This is a genomic window from Sphingomonas desiccabilis, from assembly GCF_004135605.1.
Classification (GTDB): Bacteria; Pseudomonadota; Alphaproteobacteria; order Sphingomonadales; family Sphingomonadaceae; genus Sphingomonas; species Sphingomonas desiccabilis.
The window spans coordinates 242,555-261,547 of sequence record NZ_SDPT01000002.1; the positions used below are offsets into that span (position 1 = coordinate 242,555).

Below are 18,993 nucleotides of genomic sequence, written 5' to 3' on the forward strand. Positions count from 1 at the left end.
ATCCCCAATTCGTGAGACTGGATCGATGATGGCGGCGCCGGCGATGCACGTCACCTCGGCGCGATTACCGATGTCAGAGGATCTCGCGCAGGTGGTCCGGACTGCTCACGCCCACGATCACGCTGCTGACGCCGGGCAACCCTCCGGCGGCGAGAAGCGCATCCCGCGGTGTCGACCCGCCGCGATCGCGCAGGACGCCGCGAAGAAGGATCGCGACGTTCTGCTCGATCAGCCGATCGACCACCCCCTGGCGCGCGCCCTCCTGGTAGAGCGGGAGCGGCATCTGCACCATGTCGACGGCCGGTGCCGCGGCTGCGACGCGCAAGGTCGCCAGGTCGTCGCAGGAGACGCCCACCCAATCGGCGCTGCCGTGAATCTTGAAGGATTGCAGAACCTGTAGCGTGGCGGGCTGCGCCAGGATCTCGGCTGGGGGACTGTGCAGCAGAAGCGCGTTGATCCGCGCACCGCCCAGCCGCCGTTGCGCGGCCTGCGTGGCCAGTTGCAGCGCAAGCGGGGAGAAGTCGGTCTGGATGTTGCCCTGACGCACGGCGCGGGCGACGCCCCGGGCCCGCGCGCCCATCAACGGCTTCGTCCAGCGCTTGAGCGAGTGGGCCAGGCGGCCGACCACGCTCTGGTGGCGGCCGATCTTCGTCATCACGAACACGCCGTCGTGCCGATTAGCGTGACGGCCGACCACCTGCTCGCTGGTGCCGCCGCCATAGATGCCGGCGGTGTCGAACAGCGTGATCCCGCGCGCCGCCGCCAGCTCGAACATGGCCTGCGCGGTCTCCGTCGACTGCGCGCTCGAAAGCGAGCCGATCCGGGCGCAGCCGATGCCGATCGCGGACATCCCCTGCGCCCGGAGCGCAGCCGTCGTGCCGACGGCGGCGGCATCCGGCGAACGAATCCGGCCGCCCACGGGACTGCCGCAATAGGCGGGGGGCACCGGAGGCAGATGCGCCGGCATCATCCTGCTCCTCCGGCGGACGTGCGGAGCGGCGCGGGCGGCTCGATGCCGGGCGCACTGGCCAGGTCGACCTGGGCGCGGGATGCCGGCGTGCTCCACGTCTGATACTGGCGCCCGCGCCAGGCATCCGCCATGCCAAGCCCCGTCGCCCAGAACTGCAGCGCGGCTTCCCGCAGCTTGCGGACAGCGGCGAAGGGGGGACGCGCGCAGATCGCGAAGACGACCGTGGCGGCAGCGACCAGCGGAACCCCGATCCAGATGCCCAGGAAGGCGATCGCCGCCAGACCTGCGAAGATCATCGAAGCCATCGCGAGCCAGATCCCGTACCAGCGGATGAGCTTGTGTGAGACATATTTGTAGATGTCGAACGGCGACATCGAGAGGACGCGCGGCCGCAGGTGGTTGTGGGTCATATAGGCACGGCAGGCGATACGCCGCCTGCGGCGGAACTCGTCGGCCCCCTCCACCACCGCGGTCTCATAGGCGTGGACGTCCGGGGCGCTCACCAGGCGCATGCCGCCGAACACGACGGTCATGGACACGATGAAGTCGTCCAGGAGATTGGGCGGCACCTGCGGATAGAGATGGCGGCGCGTCGCAAAGATCGACCCGTCCGCGCCCATGGTCGAGCCGCAGGCGGACTCCCGCGCCTTGATCTTCTCCTCGAGCCGCCAATAGGCGGAAGAGGCGATCGTCGCGTCGCTCGCGTCGGGATTGGTGTAGTGGAGGGTTCCGCACACCCCGCCGACCTCCGAATCCGAGAAATAGGCGAGCAGCCGGGGCACGCACAGCGGTTCGAGCATGACGTTGGCGTCGGTGAAGATCACCACGTCGGTGTCGCATGCCGCAACCAGGCGCCGCATGCCCGTGGCCTTGCCGACGCGCGCGCCGGCCGTGTCCACGTCCACGATGTCGCTGGCGGCGCGCAACAGCGCGAGCGTGTCGTCGGTGCTCTGGTCCACGAAGCAGCGGAAGCGCATTGCCGGCCAGACTTCGCGGATCGCGCGCAGGTTCGCCAGCTTGGCGGGAATGGAGGCGGATTCGTTGTAGGCGCAGAAGACCAGCGTCGCGGTCGGCGCGCGGCGCGCTCGCATCCGCAGGGGCCTGCGGGGCGCGAGACGCAGCGCCAGCGGATACAGCGTGTAGGGGAATAGGGCCAGGAGGCCTGCCCCGACCGACGCGGCAAGGAGCGCCAGGGCGATCATGCGAGCCCCCTGCCCAGGAGTGGTGCCTCGCGCCGGACGCCCGCCGTCTGCGAGAGGGTGGCTTCGACGGATTGGCGCCGCTGGTGGTCCCGGATCGCCTCCACGATATCGGCGCCGCGCGTGCGCCAGTCGAAGCGGCCGTCACACGCCCGGAAGGCGCTCTCCTGCAGCCGGTTGAGCTGCTCGACGTCGCGCGCGAGCCGGATGCAGGTCTCCGCGAGCGCGGGAAGATCCGGCGCCTCGACATAGTCCCTGCCGGCCCGCAGCGGGAGACCGTCGATCGCGCCGGCGATCCCCGCCATCGGCAGGCGCGAGAAGATGTAGCTTGCGAGCCGGACCTTGACGCCGCGTCCCACCGTATCGGGCACGACACCCAGCCGCGCACCCTGGAGATGGGCGTCCAAGTCCTCCACGAAGCCGGAGAAGCGGATCGAGGGATGGCGCTTTGCGAGCATGTCGCGGAACTCGGGTTCCACGTCGCCGATGACGTCCATCTCGATGCCCGCCTTTTCCATCGAGCCGGCGCACACGTCGAGCCAGTCCCGCAGGATGTTGCGCTTGTGGATGGGCCCGCGGCCCCCCAGCAGCGCGATGCGCATCGGCGTGTCGTCCGTGATCCGGCGCGACGGCCGGCGCACACCATCATAGCCCGGCAGGGTGGTGATGTAGCGGCGTGCACCGACGTTCGTTTCGAACAGCACGCGTTCGTTGGGGTTGATCAGGCTGACGATGTCCACCGTCCGGACGACCTCGTCCTCCCAGCGGCCGATCTTCCAGCCATCGAGCCGCATCGCGGCCTGGCGACCGGGATTGCGGCCGGTGTAGGTCGCGTATTTCTCCAAGCGCGTCGTCCGCTCATGCTCGTGCGACAGGTAGAGCAGGCACGCCTGCGGGTGGGAATCGCGCCACCGGGAAAGCTGGGGAAGCGCATGGGCAGATGCGATGTGGTCCAGGATGACGGCGTCAAACGGCTCGCGGAGCAGCACCCGCAGGGCATCGTGGAAGACGGGAGTCGCGTTGCGCCACATGACGTTGGGCATGCCCGTCAGGACGGAAAGGGCCTGCGGTCGCCGGGACTCGGGGAGCAGGCGCCAGCGGATGCCGTTCTCCTCGAACGGGCCTTCCGGATGTTCCCCGTTCGTCGTGGCGAGCACGGTCAGGTCGCAGCTGTCCTTCAGCGATTCGATGACGCCGCGCGAATAGGCGACATCGCCGCCGAAGGCCGGGCGATAGGGGTAGATGCGCGTGACGTAGAGAATGCGCATCGGTGACAGCTTGAATCCACCTCGCATCCGTCCGCTCCCCTTCTTGATCCTGCCCATGATGGCCGGGTGCCCGATCCCCTCCTAGTCGGCGCGATTACCGATGCGCGGCAGCGCAAGCTCGGCCATGGTGACGGAAGTCGACCGGAGACGCGTATGTCGCTTGGCAAGATTGGCTTCGCCGTTGCGATCCTTGCTGGCACTGCAGGTGTCGCGCTGCACGTACCGGCGGGCGAGGGGGAGACGGCGCTGGTGGTGCACGTCGGCAACGATCCCGCCGACCTTCGGCAGTTCGAACAATGGCTGGGATGTCCCGTGGACGGCGTCGCCGTGCATACGGGCCAGGCGGACTGGGCGGATTGGTCGGGATCGGTCGGCTTCCAGCTGAACCGCTGGCGCGGCACCGGACGCCGGCTTTACTGGACCATCCCGCTCATCCCGCTGGGCGCCTCGCTCGCAGAGGCCGGGCGCGGTCGATATGCGGGGCGATATGCGCGTGCCGCCCGCGAAATCGTGGCGGGAACGCCCGGGGAGGCGATCATCCCCATTCGAACCGGGTGGGAGTTCAACGCCGACTATTGGCCCTGGGCCTCGCGCGGAAGGGAGCAGGACTATATCGCCGCCTTCCGCCGGTTCGTGGACGCGTTCCGCACGGTGTCGCCGCGCTTCCGCTTCGAATGGGTCCCCAACATCGGCGGATCCGATGATCCGGCGGCGTCCTACCCAGGAGACGCCTTCGTCGACGTGATCGGCATCGACGCCTATTATGATACGCGGTGGCTCCCCGCGGATCCGCGCCTGGCCTGGGCCTATAATGTCGAAAGGCCCTATGGCTTCCGCTGGCTGGAGCAGTTCGCGGACGCGCGCGGCAAACCCACCGCCTATGCCGAATGGGGCGTCATGTCGGCCGGGGCGGGAGCCTATGTCCAAAGCGCGGCGAACTGGTTCGATCACACGCGCCCGCTCTACCAGGGCTATTGGAACACCGACTCGACCTTTCCGGGGAAACTCAGCGGGGGCGCCCTCGAGTCCGCAGGAGCGGCGTTCCGGGCTGCCTTCGGCTCATGCCGCGAAGCCCGCGCATAGCGCGGTGGCATCCGACCGGTGCTGCAGGCGCCAGTCGGTGCCACGTGCGACCACTGCCGCCGCGTACCCGGGCAGCGGGCGCCACGTCTGTGACGTCCAGTCCACCCGGCCCCAGCGGGTAGGCGGGCCCGGCCGGCGGGTCGTCTCGAACGCAGCCATGTCCACGGCCATGCCGGTGCCGGTCGCCTTCAGATAGGCTTCCTTGCGGGTCCAGCAGTCGTAGAATGCCCGCAGGCGAGCCGCGGGTCCCGCAGCCCGCAGCAGTCGGCGCTCGGTGGGGCCGAAGCAGAGGGCCGCGACCGCATCGATGTCGAGGTCGTCGCGCATTTCCTCCAGGTCGCAGCCCACCGGGCGATCCGCGCAGAACGCCGCGAGCATCACGCCGCCCCGCGAGGACTGGCTGATGTGGAGGTCGCTGTCCGCCACGATCGGCCGCCCCAGGCGATCCTTCGTGAGGGGCACGGCGTCCGGCGGCCGCCGCAGGATCCGCGCGAGATTGCTGCGCATGGCGACCCGTCGCGCCAGGAAACGGCGGGCGTCGAGCGGCTTGCGCCGGCGGGCTGCCGCCTCGCGCTCTGCCGAGGTCGCGTGGGTGATCAGCGCCTGCTGCGGCACGGCGTCCAGGTTGATGAGGACCAGCTCGATGGTCGCGCTCATGCCCGGGCGGCGTCCGCGGTGCTGCGCTGGACGCGGCGGATGTGCGCGGCGATGCGCCTTCCCAGCGTCGCGACGTGGGGCGGGTCGAGGACGGAGACATGGCCGCCGGGCACGTCCTCCGCGCGCAGATCCGCCACGAGGCCGCGCCACCCCGGAGCGTAATCGATCTTGCCTTCCCGCGGCTGAAACAATGCCATGCGGCCGGCGAAGGGTACCGGTTCATAGTTCTTCACGATCCTCATGAAGCGATCGTTGAGGTCGAGCAGCTCGGCCGTTTCCGTCCGGGCAGGAATGTGCCGGCGGCGGAAGCGCGAGGCGTAGCCACGGATCGTCTCCACCGCGAACGGCATCTTGCAGCCGATCGGCAGCGTGGCGAGTTGCGCGACCTGGTGCCGCATGCGCGCAGCCGCGGTGCGGTAGCGCGCGGGGTTGGCGGTATCGAGCAGGACGAGGAGCGACACCTCCGCATCCCGCCGCTCCAGCTCTGCCGCCACCGCATAGGCGAGGATGCCGCCGTTGCACCAGCCGCCGATCATGTACGGCGGCCCGGAAGGGTGCGCCTGGATCCGCGTGGCGACGTCCCGGGCGATGTCGAGCACCGTCACGTCGCCCCTGAGCCCGTCGAACCGATCGAGGTCGATGGGCAGCCCGATGATCGGCTGGCCGCTTCCCACCGCAGACGCCATGGCACGATAATAGCCGGGACGCAGATTCGGCACCGCGTCGATCCAGAAGAGCGGAGGACCGATCCCGTCCTGGATCTTGACCGTGTCGGGGATGCCGCCCGGTATCTCCCCCTTTTCGATCAGGGCGGCCATCGTGCGGATGGTGGGCGCGCGCAGCAGGGTCGAGATGGGCAGTCGCTGGCCGAACTCGGCGGCGATCCGGCCCATCATCCGTGCGGCAAGCAGCGAATGGCCGCCGAGTTCCTGAAAGTCGTCCGTCACCCCGATGTCGGGCACCGACAGGATATCGGACCAGATGACGGCGAGTCGAAGCTCGATGTCGCCGTGCGGCGCCTCGTGCAGCCCATGCTCGCGCGCCTGCACTTCCACTGCGGGAAGCGCCTTACGGTCGACCTTGCCGCTGGTGGAGAGCGGCATCTTCGCGATGGCGGCGAACTGCGCGGGGATCATGTAGGATGGGAGGAGCTGGCGGAGATGGTCGCGCAGCATGGCCGCGTCGGGGGCCTTCGGACCGCGCGGCACGTAGAAGGCGGCGAGCCCCGCGTGGCCTGCGTTGTCGAAGGTCTTGACCGCGGCGGCCGCCACCTTGGGGTGGGAGGCAAGCGCCGACTCCACGTCCCCCAGATCGATGCGATACCCCCGTATCTTGACCTGGCCATCCCGGCGGCCGAGCCATTCGCACCGCCCGTCGCGCCGGATCAGCGCCATGTCGCCGGTGCGGTAGAAGCGATCGCCGCCCAGCATCGCGAGCGGGGTGAAGGCACGGGCGGTGAGGGCCGGGTCGCGGTAGCCCCGCGCGAGGCCCTCTCCCCCGATCAGCAGATGGCCGCCGACATTCGGCGGCTGCGGCCGGCCGGCATCGTCGAGGACCAGCATGCGCGTGTTGTCGATCGGCCGGCCGATGGTGATGCGATCGGGCCCGACCGCCTCGATGCTCGACCAGACGGTGGTCTCCGTCGGCCCGTACATGTTCCACAGCGACATCCCACCGGCGAGGATCCGGTCGGCAAGATCGCGGGGGAGCGCCTCGCCCCCGCACAGGATCTTGAGGCCGGGCCGGCCGCTCCAGCCGGTCGAGAACAGCGCGCGCCAGGTGGCGGGCGTCCCCTGCATCACCGTGCACCCGCTCCGGGCGATGGCATCCGCCTGCAGCATGGGGTCGCGCGATTCGGCGCTGCTCGCGACCACGACCGTCCCCCCGGCGATCAACGGCAGGAACAGCTCCAGGATCGAGATGTCGAAGGTCGGCGTGGTGACGGCGAACATCACGTCCTCGGCGCCGAAGCCCGGTTCGCGACGCATCGACTCCAGCAGGTTCACGACCGCCCGGTGGGCGATCTCGACTCCCTTCGGGACGCCGGTCGAGCCTGAGGTGTAGATCACATAGGCGAGGTCGGCCGGGTCCGGCGGCACCACGGTTGTCCCGCGCGCGGACGCCGGATGGATGGCGGGTAAGTCGTCGCAGGCGAGCACGGGAACGCCCCATCCGGGCAGGATCCCGGCGCCGGCGCGGTTCGTGATCACCATCGCGGGTGCGGCATCGGCGACGATGGCATCGAGCCGGGACGCGGGGAAAGACGGATCGAGCGGAAGATAGGCGGCGCCGGCCTGCATGATCGCGAGCGGGGCAGCGACCGTATCGGCGCTGCGGGTCATGCAGACGGCGACGAGGTCTCCCCTGCCAATCCCGGCGAGACGCAGGTGCATCGCCAACGCGTCGACCCGCTGCCAAAGCTCCTCATGGGTCCACCGCGTCCCGGCGCACCGGACGGCGGGATGCGAGGGACGCGACCGCGCGGCCTTCCGTGCATGGTCCGGAAGGGTGCGCGGCGGGATCGCGCGCGCTTGCCCCTGGGCGAGCGCGAGCATTGCCGCGGCCTCGCCCGCATCCATCATCGGCAAGTCGATGAGTGGGGTTCCGGGTGCTTCGGCGACCGCCCGCATCAACCGCTCCCAATGCTTCGCCATCGCCGCGACCGTCTCGGCCTCGAACAGGTCCGTCGCATAGAGGATGCGCACGCGCAGTCCGGCACCGGTGTCGGTGATCTCCGCGTAGAGGTCGTACTTGGCGGTGCGCGGCGGGACTTCCAGCGCGACCAGATCCCAGCCCTCGAGCTCCCGCGAGCGCGGCGGATCCAGCGTGAACATCACCTGGAAGACGGGCGCGATCCCCGATTCGCTCCGGACGCCCAGCGTCTGGACGACATGCCCGAACGGAACCTCGCTGTTCTCGATCGCGCCGATCACCACGTCGCGGATCTGATGGAGATAGTCGTGGAACGGCATGTCGGCCGCAGGCCTGCTGCGCAGCGCCATGCTGTTGATGCAATAGCCCATCATTCGCTGGGTTTCGGGGCGGCGGCGGGTGTCCGCGACGCCGCCGACGATCAGGTCTTCCTGTCCGCTGTAGCGGTGGAGCAGGGTGCAGAAGGTGGCAAGCACCGTCATATAGAGGGTGACGCCGTTGGCGCGGCTGAGGTCCTGCAGCGACGCGCGGAGCTCCGGCGAGACGTCGAGAGTTTCCATGGCGCCGTTCGGGCGCGGATTTGCCGAGTGCGGGCGGTCCGTCGGCAACTGGAGGATCGGCGGGTCGTCGCCAAGAATCCGGCGCCAGTAGTTCGTCTGCACGTCGCGGCTGCGCTGCAGGGCGCCTTCGCGCTGCCACACGGCGTAATCGCCATATTGTGCGGTCGGCGGCGGCAGATCGTGCGGCCGCCCTTCCATGTTGGCGGCGAGGATCGCGGCCAGCTCCGGCATCATCACGCGGTTGATGGAGACGCCGTCGAAGATCAGGTGGTGCAGGACCAGGTAGAGCCGGTGATCCTCGTCCGCCAGCTTGGCAACACGACCGCGGAACAAGGGGCCCTGCGCCAGGTCGAACGGCTTCCAGGCGTCCGCCTCCGCCAGCGCGAGCGCCTCACGCTCGCGATCTTCCATGCGGCTGATGCCGGTCAGATCGACATAGGCGAGTTCGCTCGGCATCGCTGCGTGGATGTGCTGGACCGGTTCGCCGTCCCGTTCCTCGAAGGTCGCTCGCCATGCCTCGTGCCGTCGTACCACTTCGTCGAACGCTTCGCGGAACGCCTGCAGCTCGAACGGACCCTTGCGGATGATCGTGAACGGCTCGTTGTACAGCGGTGCGCCGGGGCAGCGCGCGGCGTGCAGCCAGACGTGGCGCTGCTCCTCGGTCATCGGAGTGACGGCGTCGGGTGCACGCGGAGGGATCGCGGGCGTCCGCGTCCGACGGGGCTGCACCTGGGGGCGATCCTGGATCACCGTCGCCATCTCAGAACACCTCCGCCCGGTTGCAGCGCCCGATTCCCCCGCCCAGAAGCGCGCGCGCCCTGCGGCCCGTGCGAAACATCATGCCGGCGGGGTCCTTCCCGAACGGGTCCGGCACGAAGCGTTCCGCCGTCAGGTGCGGGCGATTGCGATAGCCCCGGCCCACACCGGCGCCGCTGATCCACATCTCGCCTTCCTCTCCGCGCCGGACCTGCCGGCCCTCTTCGTCGAGGATGTGGATGGTGGTTCCGAAGACCGGCTTTCCGATGTGGGGGCCGCCCGGACGCTGGTTGCGGGCAACCACATGCGCCGTGCTGACCAAAGCGCATTCCTCGTGCCCGTAGGTCGCGACGATCCGGAAGCGGGGATCCACCGGATAGCGTCTCGCGCGGTCCATATCCGTCATGACCAGGCGCAGCCGGGCGCGTTTCCTCAGGGGCGCCTGCGCCAGCGCATCCAGAGCGTCTTCTCCCGCGACCATGCCGGTGACTGCCTCCGTCTCCAGCCAGCGGCGCATCTCTGCCGCGTCGGCGGCGATGCCGTCGTCCATGATCACCAGGGTGGCGCCGGCGGCGAGGCACGGCCAGACCTCCAGCATCGCCGCCGAGGTTCCCGGCTCCGCCATGTGGCAGATCCGGTCGCCGGGGCGGATCCCGCACCCGGACTGCATCCAGTCCGACAGCAGCATCAGGTTGGCGTGGGTGATTTCGGCGCCGCAGGTGGCCCCTCCCAACGTCGGCGCCGGCGCGATCCAGGCGACCCTGCGCGCGCTCCCGGGCGCGGCGGGGGGTGGGGCGACCGGCTCCCCGTGAAGCTCCGGTGCTACCCGCAGGATCGCGGCGCCCGCTACCGTGGCAACGGCGGCGATCGGATCGCGTTCATTTTGGACCACGAGCAAGACGACGCCGCAGTCGGCGAGGCGGAACCGCAGCATTTCGGTTGGATCTTGCGGGGAGAGCGGCAGGCACGCAGCGCCGACCTTCATGACGGCCAGACAAGCGGCGATCTGGTCGAGGCCGCGGGGCAGGCAGACCGCCACGGTGTTGTCCCGGCCAACGCCGGCGCGGCGGAAGCGAGCGGCGATGCTGTCGGCGTAGCGTTCGAGCTCGGCACGCGTGGTCGCCCCGCTGCCGTGCACGACGACGATTTGATCGGGATTGGACATTGCCAGCCTTGCGAGCCGCGCATCCAGGGTTGTATTCGCAGGCACAGCGCAGCGGCTGCTGAGATCTGACATGTGTCGAAGCCTCCGCCCTACAGAATTCTTGTAGAGAGGCCTGATCCCAGGAAGCAGGGAAGGCCGATGCGGGAGTGACTTATCGTTTGGCCAACCGCGCGGTCAAACGTGATAACTACGGATGTTTTGGCAGCGGATTGTCGCGTACGTAGTACTACAGACTTCCTAACGACGTATTAGCAATGCTGTTGTTGTAGCGGGGAGTCTCTGGGGCTCCACTGGACGGAGATCCAGCAGCACATGTCAGGACAAAACGGCCACAGCCCAGGTGCCCGACCCGACGTGATCCGCGTCATGATCGGTGCGACAGGCGTCTGCCTGGACATTCTGATGACGGACCATGCCCCGGCAGATCCGAGCACCGCCTGCGTGGTGGTGGTCGGGAAAGAACTGAGCGAGCTGCGCGTCGCCGTGGGGACGCCCCCGGATGCGCAGGATCCCTCCGGACCGACAGCGGAGGATCGGGATGAGTTGGAGGGATTCGGGAGTCGCAACGAGTTCGGCCAGGCGGTTCGCGTGGCGATACAGGGTGCCGCCGGCATTCCGTTGTCTCCCCGGGAAATGGAGGTCCTGCATCACATCGCGGCCGGGCGATCGAACAAGGTGATTGCTCAGGCGATGAACATTTCTGGCGAAACGGTGCGAGCACATGTGAAGTCGATCTTCCGCAAGGCGGGACTCGAGAACAGAACCCAGGCAGCACTTTGGGCAGTCACGGTTACGTCATCCGACTTTTTTTGAGAGAAGGGCAGAGTTCATCGACAAGACTGCGCTGTCTCCGCGGCCTAAGTCACCCATAAAGGGGGGGTGACTCAATTCCGCTCGCGACATATGAAGACCCCGCGAAGAAATTCGCAAATAACAGACATCATTGAAAGTAAGCCGTCCGCTCAGGGTGGATGAAAACTGATGGCGTCTGTGTACAGGGAGCTTCTAGTCGAACAGTCGGAGGGAAAATGGTCGACTATAAAACCGTGTCGTGGGATTCCGCCTCCTTGACGGCGCGCGAGCGAGAAGTTCTGGAGCGTGTGGTGGAGGGGCTATCCGCGAAGGAGATCGCGATCGAGTTGGGGATCGCGCATCGAACGGTGGAGTGCCACATCGAGCATCTGCGATCCAAGACGAACAGTCGCAACCGTGCCCAGATGGCGGCGGAGGCGGTTCGTTCCGGGCTGGTGCCGATGGTTCGTGCGGATCGCGTAGCCGCATGACCCCGGAGGGAGCGTCGCCGTAGCCGGCTGGCGGATCCTTCTTTGTCGTCGCGGGACTTCCACCCGATTGTCGGAAGTTCCGTAAGCAACGTCGGAGTCGTGCTTCCGAGGCCAGGGAGGCGCTGGCGGGTGAATGCTCGCAACACCCTCCTTCCGGTCGCTCGGATCGGCAAAGGGGCGTTCTAGCGGGAGAGTTGCCGTGCCCCCGTTGCTTCACACATTTCGTTCGCTGCCATCCTGGACCTCCGCCATGCCAGGCACGGTGCTGGCGGCGGCGAAGCTGGTCAGGCGCGGTTTGCCGGCCCTGATCGATCAGGCACGGGACCGTACGGACCTGCTGATGCTGGAAGCGCGTCTGGGGCCGGTGGACCTTCATCTCGCGCATGTGCGCATGCTGCGCGGCACCGGACTGCATGCCCGCACCTACCTCGATTGGCGAGCTCGCCGGATCGAGAAGATGCTCGAAATCTACGGGCTCGATTTCTTCGCGGGCAAGCGCCTGCTCGAGCTTGGATGCGGCCACGGAGACATCGGCGCCTTCTTCGCCGAGATTAGTGCCGACGTCCTGTGCGTGGACGGGCGCATCCGGAACATCAACTTCGCCCGCCTTAAGCATCGCAGGACACCGCGGCTCACGTTCCAGGTCCTCGACCTGGAGCAGGACTTCTCCTTCCTCGGGCATTTCGACCTGATCATCGACTTCGGACTGCTCTACCACCTGCGCCATGTCGATTCGCATCTCGCCTGCTGTTTCGGCATGGCAGACGAGATCGTCCTGGAGACCGTCGTCTGCGACTCGCTCGATCCGCATCACATCCTGCTGCGCGACGAGTGCGTCGATGTCGACGAGGAGGCGTTGAACGGCACTGGCAGCAGGCCTTCTCCCTTCTATGTGGAGCGACTGGCGGTAGAAGCGGGGCTGGAGGTCGAACGGCACTTCTCCGCCGATCTGAATTCGGCCGATCACTTCCGCTATGACTGGGTTCATCGCGACGACGGCGCATCGAACGACGACTTCGGCAATCGACGGTTCTGGCGCTTTTTCCGCAAGCCGGTCGCCCAATCCTCGATCGAGGCGAGCGGCGCCGCACTGTCCGCACCGGCGCAGGTCGGCGGATCCGGGTTCGGCTCCTAGCCGGCCGCCCGGCGGGTCAACACCGGAAGCGTCGTCAGACCGCGCAGCCCGAGGTTCTCGCGCCACTGGAGCGGTGCATCGGTCAATTCGATCGTCGTGGTCCGCTTCAGCAATTCGCCAAAGGCGATCGCCCCCTGCATCCGCGCCAGCGCGGCGCCGAAGCAGAAGTGGGGTCCCCAGGCGAACGCCAGGTGCCGGTTCGGCGAGCGTCGGATGTCGAAGCGGTCGGGATCCTCGAACACCAGCGAGTCCCGGTTGGCGGCTGCCGTCATCACCATCACCGCGTCGCCCCGGGCAATGGGTTGCCCACCAAGCACGACCTCGGCGGGAGCGATGCGGCCGCTGAACTGGCTCGGCGTCTCGAACCGCAGGATCTCCTCGACGGCCCCGCGCATTGCAGCCGGATCTTCGCGCATCTGCCGCATCGCGTCGGGATGGGCGACGAGGGTCGCCACTCCGCTGGAGATGAGATTGGTGGTCGTGCCCAGCCCGCCGACCAGGGTGATGATGACGTTCGCGACGATCTCCGTATCGTCCAGCGGATCGTCGCCGCCCTGGGCAAGGAGCGCGCCGATGAGTCCGCTGCCCTCGCGTCCGCGCTGCTCGGCGATCACGTCCGTGATGTAGCGCGTCATCGCGTCGAGCGATTCCGCCAGCCGGTTCCCTTCGGAAGTCGATTGGTGGAAATTGCCGATCAGGGCGGCAAAGTCGTCGGACCAGATCTGGAGCTGTCGCCAGTCCTGGATGGGAAGCCCGGCGATCTCCGTCGTCATCATCGCCGGCAGCGGCTCGGCATAGGCGGCGTGCAGGTCCCAGGCGCTGCCCTCGGGAATGTCCTCGAGCAAAGCGCGGCAAATCTCCCGCATGCGATCTTCCATCCGCCGGACGCGGACCGGCGAGAACAGCGCCGAGCAGGCGGCACGCACTCGCATGTGCCGTGGCGGGTCCATGAACATCATCTGCCGGCGCATCACCTCTGCGGCGGGCGCGAGCATCGGCAGGCCCATGCGATGGAACGCCTCCGGGCTCGGCGTGCGGGCGGACAGGAAGTCCTGGAACACCGTCACTGCTTCCGCATAGCCGGTGACGATCCAGGTGTGGACATAAGGATCCCAGATCACCGCTCCCCGCTCGCGCATTTCGCGATACAGGAGATGCGGGTCCGCGCGGAAGGAGGGCGCCAGGAGCTGCGCCAGGCTGGGCCCTCGTTCCGCGCGCCGGCTGCTCACCGAAGTTCGAGCCCCTGCTGGGGCGGCGCCTCCATCGCCGGCACGAACCCGCGGCCCTGTGCCAGGCGCGCGTCGATCTCGGCCGCCAATCCCTCGATGGTGGGCGTCTCGAAGAGGTCGCGCAGGGTCAACTCCACCCCAAACGCCTCCCGCGACTGGATCACCACCTGCGTGGCGAGCAGCGAGTGGCCTCCGATCAGGAAGAAGTCGTCATCGGCCGAGACGTCGTCGAGCTCGAGGATGTCGCAGACGATCTCGGCCACCGCCATTTCAGTCTCGGTCTGCGGCCTGCGCCCGGCGGGAGCAATCGGTTCCGGGGCAGGCAGGGCCTCCAGGTCGACCTTTCCGTTGCGGGTCATCGGCAGTGCCGCGAGCGGGACGAAATGGGCTGGAGCGTGGCTCCGGGGGAGGTGTCGCTCCACGAAGTTCCGCATTTCCTCGGCAGAGGGCAAGGACGCGAGGCCGGCGTCGCCTTCGCCCCGGCCGGGAACGGGCGCCACATAGGCGATGAGCTGCCTTCCCGATACCGCGTGCTCGCGAACGGTCACCACGGCGGCACCGACGGAAGGGTGGCGCTGAAGGCAGACCGCCACCTCGTCGAGTTCGATCCTCACGCCGCGGATCTTGGTCTGGCTATCCGTGCGGCCGCAGAAGGCGAACTCGCCCGACGCGAGCCGTCGCGCCCGGTCTCCGGTGCGGTAGAGGCGCGCATTCGGGCGAATCGAGAAGGGGTCGGGCAGGAACTTCGCGGCGGTCAGCTGGGGCCGGTGGCGATAGCCGCGTCCGACGCAGCGCCCGCCGATCCAGATTTCGCCCTCTGCGCCGTCCGGCACGGGTTGCATGTCGTCGTCCAGCAGGTGGATGTCGGCCCCGTCGATAGGCGCGCCGATCGTCGGCAACAGGTCGGGACCATCCGCGTCCGTCATCTCGCCGCGGACGGGAACCCGGCCCGACGTGACGGCAATGGTGCATTCGGACGGGCCGTAATTGTTCACGAATTCGAACGGGAGCGATGCGCGCGGAAAGGCGCGCAGCACGTCGCCGCCGGTGAGCATGAGACGAAGCGGAATGCCCTGCGGCCAGCTTGCGGAAAGAAGCTGCTCGGCAAGCGCCATGGGGATGGTCCCGATCGTGATCGCGCGCTCGATCAGCCAGCGCTGCAGCAGCTCGGCGGACGTGCGCGTCATCGGATCGACGATTTCGATCGACGCTCCGGAGGCGAGATACGGCCAGATCTCGGACTGGGCGGCATCGAAGGTGAGGCCCATCGCATAGCCCGCCCGGTCCTGCGACGTCACCGCAAAGGCACGGATCGTCCACTGCATGAAGTTGAGAAGGTTGTCGTGGGTGATCTCCACGCCGTTGGGCACGCCGGTGGTGCCAGAAGTGTAGACCACATAGGCGAGGTCGGCGCCTCCCCGGGCCGGCAGGTTGATGCCGCGTCCGAACTCCTCGTCGTCCAGGCGGATCTCGCCGGGTGCCACTTCGCCGTCCGCCTCCCTGGCGACGACCCCTGCGGCTCCGCTGTCGGCAATCATGAAGGCGCGGCGTTCCTCCGGATCGTCCGGGTCGATCACCAGGAATGCGCATCCTGCCAGCAGGACGCCCAACAACGCGATGACCTGATCGGTGGAGCGGCGCATCCGCACGGCGACGACCGAGCCAGGCGGGATTCCGGCATACATGAGCCGTCGCGCGAGTGCCGTGGCCCTGCGTTCCAGCTGCCGATAGCTGATCTCTCCGCCGTCCTCGCGGATGGCGATCGAGCGCGGATAGGCGAGCGCGGCGGCGAGAACCTGGTCATGTACGCCGAAGCAAGGTTCCGGGTACGGCCGCGGGTGTTGCAGCATGCGAATGCTCCATCTGATGCGTTACCAAGCTGCGCCCGGTCGGGCGGCCCGCCTCTCCGGCGCTTTGGGTCAGGACTTGCTATCAGCCGAAGAAGTCGCGGTAACGTCGTGCAATCTACCGACCGGGGGGATGCCGGCCACGGCGCTCCGGCGCCCGGCGAGACGAGCGGCGCAGCGAGAGCCAAGTATGGCGCTGCGTCGGGATCGGTAGGACAGGCGGGTCGGTCAGCTCTGGAAGATGACGGTGCGGCTTCCGTTCACCAGCACCCTGCCTTCCAGATCCAGGCGAAGCGCCCGGGCGAGCACGCGTCGTTCGATGTCGCGCCCCTTGCGGATGAGCTCGGCCGGATCGTCCGCATGGGTGATCGGTGTCACGTCCTGGGCGATAATCGGGCCTTCATCCAGGTCGGCCGTCACATAATGGGCGGTGGCGCCGATCATCTTCACGCCTCGAGCATGCGCCTGGTGGTAGGGGCGGGCGCCCTTGAAGCCGGGCAGGAAGCTGTGGTGGATGTTGATGCACCGTCCCGCCAGCGCCGCAGCCATCCGGTCGGAGAGGATCTGCATGTAGCGCGCGAGCACGACCAGATCGGCGCCCTCCGCCTCCGCGATGTGGAGAATGGCCTCCTCCTGCGCGTCGCGCGTGGCGGGGGTGACCGGAAGATGGTGGAATGGCAGGCCGTGCAGCATCCCGCCGCTGCCGCCGGGGTGGGGATGGTTGGAGACGATGGCGATCGGCTCCATGACGAGTTCGCCATCACGCCAGCGGTGGATCAGATCGATCAGGCAGTGATCGGTGCGGCTGGCCAGCAGCAGCACGCGCTTGGGCCGATCGCGAAGCGCAAGGTCGATCGTCATGTCGAATCGATCGACGCACTCGGCAAGCGTCCGCGCGATCTCGTCCCGGCTGCGCGCCTCTCCCTGGAAATCCACGCGCATGAAGAAGCGATCGCTTTCGACATCCTCGAATTGCTGGGAATCGCGAATGTCGAAGCCCGCTGCCGCCAGCGACCGGGCGACGCAGGCGACGATCCCGGGGGCGTTGCGGCAGGTGATGCGTGCAACGGCGCGTTGGATGGTCATGGTCGGCCTCGCGGCCTCACCGCTGGAAGCGCAGGTTCAGCATGAGGCGATCGTCGCGGAAATCGCGGAGCCGATCGGATCCGGACGAATGCTGCGCCAGATGCTCGAACCGGAGGTCGTAGACCAGGTTGCGCCCCATGCGATAGCGGACGGAAGCGGCATAGAGCGGCCGCCGGGCGCGCTCGCCGGTCCCCTGGAACTTGTCCCAGCTATAGCCTGCCTCCGCCGAGACGATGACGCTGCGGAGCAGTTCGTAATCGGCGCGCGCGTTGAAGTCGGTTCGCAGATAGGCGGGCGCATCATTCTGCGCCGAGTCCTCGATCCTTCGCCCGCCCTCGACGGTCACGGTCAGGACGGGCTTGAGGAACCACTCGATCTTCCCGCGCCCGCTCAGGCCTTTGGCCGCCCAGCTGTTGTACGGCCCCTCCTGCTGCAGATACCCCGCCTGCACGTGGCCGCGGAGCTGACGCGTGATTTCGAAGTCGGCCCCGGCTTCGAGGGTGAAGCCGGACGAATCCCGATCGAGCGAGGTCGGTACCGAATCGTCGTAGGACCGGCTGTTGACGCTGGCAGATACGTACAGCGCGAGCTGGGGACTGAGCGCCAGGTCGACCCGCCCGAGCGCGGAAAGAACGTCGCGGTTGCGGTAGTCCTGCGGGAGCGGCGCGCCGCCGATCGTCCGGGCATCGTCGAACCGGTACCGGTGCCAGTCGAATCCCGCGCGGGCGGTGACCTTGCCGAACGGAACCTCGCCGATCACCGTGGCCCCGGTCTGGTGGAAGCGGATCGGCCGGTCCGCGGCGCCGGGCGCGTCGACCTCCCGGCGGGATTGGGTGAGCTTGGCGGTGTCGACTGACACCTCCAGATAGCCGCGCTCCAGGTCGAGCCGTCCGGCTGCGCTCAGTCGATAATCCGTCGTGCTCTCGCTTCCCTCCTGCAGATACTGCCGGCGGAACAGCGAGGCGCTGGCATTCAGCGCGTTGCGGGACCAGTCGCTTCGCGCGGACAGGTTGACGCCCGCCGTCACGATCGCGTCCGAGACCGCGTTGCGATCGAGCGCATAGATGTTGCTGTCATACTGCAAGCCGAGGTCGGCGGAGGATTCCAGGATCAGGGTGCCGACGGGAACACCGAGCGGATCCAGCTCGGGATGCGGCCGCTCGACGACCGCAAGATCCGGGTCCCGCTGCCGATCCTCGAAGCGTCGCTCCTGCAGCGCTTGTGCGCTCGCGAGTCCCGGCCAGACGCCCAGGCACAGGAGGAAGGCGGCACGACGGCGACGGGCACCCACGTCAGCGCGCGCCCTGGCGGAGGAGGACCGCGACCGGCGTGCTCAGAAGGATCCGCAGGTCCGCGCCGAGCGACCAGTGCCGTGCATAGGCCGCATCCAGTCGCACCCGTTCGGCATAGGACAGGTTGTTGCGCCCGCTGACCTGCCACAGGCCGGTGATGCCGGGCGTCATCTGCAGGTAATGGCGGGCACTGGTGCCATAGCGCGACAGTTCCTCCTGCGTGACCGGTCGCGGCCCGACCAGGCTCATCTCCCCGCGAAGGACGTTGATGAGCTGCGGCAGCTCATCCAGGCTGGTCTTGCGAAGCAGCGTGCCGATGGGCGAGACGCGCGGGTCCCGGTCCAATTTGCGGGTGCGGGACCATTCCGCTGCGAGTGCAGGATCGTTCGCCAGCAGCATCGCGAGCCGCTGGTCTGCGTCCAGGTACATGGTCCGGAATTTCAGGCAACGGAAGCGCCTCCCGTTCCTGCCCACCCGCGAATGGCCGTAGAAGATGCCGCCGGGGCCGCTGCCCTGGATGAGCAGCGCCACGACGACCAGGACCGGCAGCAGGGCCAGCAGGGCGCATGCTGCGACCGTGAGGTCGCCGATCCGCTTGATCGCCAGCTTGATCGCCGTGGTCAGGGCGTTCCGGCGATCGGACGCGACGCGGACGAACAGATCCGTGATGGCACCACGCCCGTGCATAGTTCCCCCTTTGTCGATGCCAGTGTTTGTACCGATTGCCCGGTCGGTGCGCGCGTGGTCACGTAAGACGTGGCCGACTTCGCGCGATCCTTCATCTTCGAGCATGCGTACCCGGAAAGGACGC

The 18,993-nt window shown here is 68.0% G+C and carries 15 protein-coding genes; 4 read left to right on the plus strand and 11 right to left on the minus strand.

The window, feature by feature from the left end:
• Nucleotides 1-73: 73 nt before the first annotated feature.
• From EO081_RS09380 to EO081_RS09390, 3 genes are read right to left on the minus strand one after another with little or no spacing between them, the layout of a single operon-like run.
• A complete protein-coding gene (locus EO081_RS09380) occupies nucleotides 74-967 on the minus strand; it encodes an aldo/keto reductase (RefSeq protein ID WP_165284583.1) in 894 nt (297 codons plus the stop codon).
• Nucleotides 967-2,172: a glycosyltransferase gene (locus EO081_RS09385; protein ID WP_129341697.1), complete on the minus strand. Its 1,206-nt coding sequence runs from the start codon at nucleotides 2,170-2,172 to the stop codon at nucleotides 967-969. The genes EO081_RS09380 and EO081_RS09385 overlap by 1 nt, the downstream gene beginning before the upstream one ends.
• Nucleotides 2,169-3,437, minus strand: a complete 1,269-nt coding sequence (locus tag EO081_RS09390; protein ID WP_165284585.1) for a glycosyltransferase — start codon at nucleotides 3,435-3,437, stop codon at nucleotides 2,169-2,171. Before EO081_RS09390 ends, EO081_RS09385 begins: the two co-directional genes overlap by 4 nt.
• Before the next feature lie 66 nt (nucleotides 3,438-3,503).
• Here EO081_RS09390 and EO081_RS09395 point away from each other — a divergent pair, with 66 nt between their 5' ends.
• The gene (locus tag EO081_RS09395; protein WP_129341699.1) at nucleotides 3,504-4,520 is read left to right on the plus strand and encodes a glycosyl hydrolase; all 1,017 of its coding nucleotides are present in this window, start codon (nucleotides 3,504-3,506) and stop codon (nucleotides 4,518-4,520) included.
• On the opposite strand, the gene EO081_RS09400 is transcribed toward EO081_RS09395, so the two are convergent.
• From EO081_RS09400 to EO081_RS09410, 3 genes are read right to left on the minus strand one after another with little or no spacing between them, the layout of a single operon-like run.
• The gene (locus EO081_RS09400; protein ID WP_129341700.1) at nucleotides 4,497-5,177 is read right to left on the minus strand and encodes a 4'-phosphopantetheinyl transferase family protein; all 681 of its coding nucleotides are present in this window, start codon (nucleotides 5,175-5,177) and stop codon (nucleotides 4,497-4,499) included. The genes EO081_RS09395 and EO081_RS09400 overlap by 24 nt on opposite strands.
• The gene (locus EO081_RS09405; RefSeq protein ID WP_129341701.1) at nucleotides 5,174-9,148 is read right to left on the minus strand and encodes a non-ribosomal peptide synthetase; all 3,975 of its coding nucleotides are present in this window, start codon (nucleotides 9,146-9,148) and stop codon (nucleotides 5,174-5,176) included. Before EO081_RS09405 ends, EO081_RS09400 begins: the two co-directional genes overlap by 4 nt.
• A 1-nt stretch (nucleotide 9,149) precedes the next feature.
• Nucleotides 9,150-10,310, minus strand: a complete 1,161-nt coding sequence (locus EO081_RS09410) for an AMP-binding protein (RefSeq protein ID WP_165284587.1) — start codon at nucleotides 10,308-10,310, stop codon at nucleotides 9,150-9,152.
• Nucleotides 10,311-10,664: 354 nt separating this feature from the next.
• On the opposite strand from EO081_RS09410, the gene EO081_RS09415 reads away from it, so the two are divergent.
• From EO081_RS09415 to EO081_RS09425, 3 genes are all read left to right on the plus strand, one after another.
• Complete coding sequence (locus tag EO081_RS09415; protein ID WP_165284589.1) at nucleotides 10,665-11,123, plus strand: LuxR C-terminal-related transcriptional regulator; 459 nt, start codon at nucleotides 10,665-10,667, stop codon at nucleotides 11,121-11,123.
• A 215-nt stretch (nucleotides 11,124-11,338) separates the two neighbouring features.
• On the plus strand, nucleotides 11,339-11,593 hold the full coding sequence (locus tag EO081_RS09420; RefSeq protein ID WP_129341704.1) for a response regulator transcription factor: 255 nt from the start codon (nucleotides 11,339-11,341) through the stop codon (nucleotides 11,591-11,593).
• A 250-nt stretch (nucleotides 11,594-11,843) separates the two neighbouring features.
• Nucleotides 11,844-12,728 carry a class I SAM-dependent methyltransferase gene (locus tag EO081_RS09425; RefSeq protein ID WP_165284591.1) on the plus strand — a complete coding sequence of 295 codons (885 nt, stop codon included), beginning with the start codon at nucleotides 11,844-11,846 and terminating at the stop codon, nucleotides 12,726-12,728.
• Here the strand turns inward: EO081_RS09425 and EO081_RS09430 are convergent.
• The 5 genes from EO081_RS09430 to EO081_RS09450 all read right to left on the minus strand — a co-directional run bounded on the left by EO081_RS09430 (nucleotide 12,725) and on the right by EO081_RS09450 (nucleotide 18,869).
• Nucleotides 12,725-13,957, minus strand: coding sequence for a cytochrome P450 (locus EO081_RS09430; protein ID WP_129341706.1), 1,233 nt, complete (start codon nucleotides 13,955-13,957; stop codon nucleotides 12,725-12,727). The two genes, EO081_RS09425 and EO081_RS09430, sit on opposite strands and share 4 nt — an antisense overlap.
• Nucleotides 13,954-15,807 (minus strand): non-ribosomal peptide synthetase, encoded by a 1,854-nt coding sequence (locus tag EO081_RS09435; RefSeq protein WP_129341707.1) that lies wholly within the window; start codon nucleotides 15,805-15,807, stop codon nucleotides 13,954-13,956. The genes EO081_RS09430 and EO081_RS09435 overlap by 4 nt, the downstream gene beginning before the upstream one ends.
• A 225-nt stretch (nucleotides 15,808-16,032) precedes the next feature.
• A complete protein-coding gene (purU, locus tag EO081_RS09440) occupies nucleotides 16,033-16,890 on the minus strand; it encodes a formyltetrahydrofolate deformylase (protein ID WP_129341708.1) in 858 nt (285 codons plus the stop codon).
• Between the two features lie 16 nt (nucleotides 16,891-16,906).
• Complete coding sequence (locus EO081_RS09445; RefSeq protein ID WP_129341709.1) at nucleotides 16,907-18,181, minus strand: outer membrane beta-barrel protein; 1,275 nt, start codon at nucleotides 18,179-18,181, stop codon at nucleotides 16,907-16,909.
• A gap of 1 nt (nucleotide 18,182) precedes the next feature.
• On the minus strand, nucleotides 18,183-18,869 hold the full coding sequence (locus EO081_RS09450; RefSeq protein WP_129341710.1) for a sugar transferase: 687 nt from the start codon (nucleotides 18,867-18,869) through the stop codon (nucleotides 18,183-18,185).
• Between the last annotated feature and the right edge of the window lie 124 nt (nucleotides 18,870-18,993).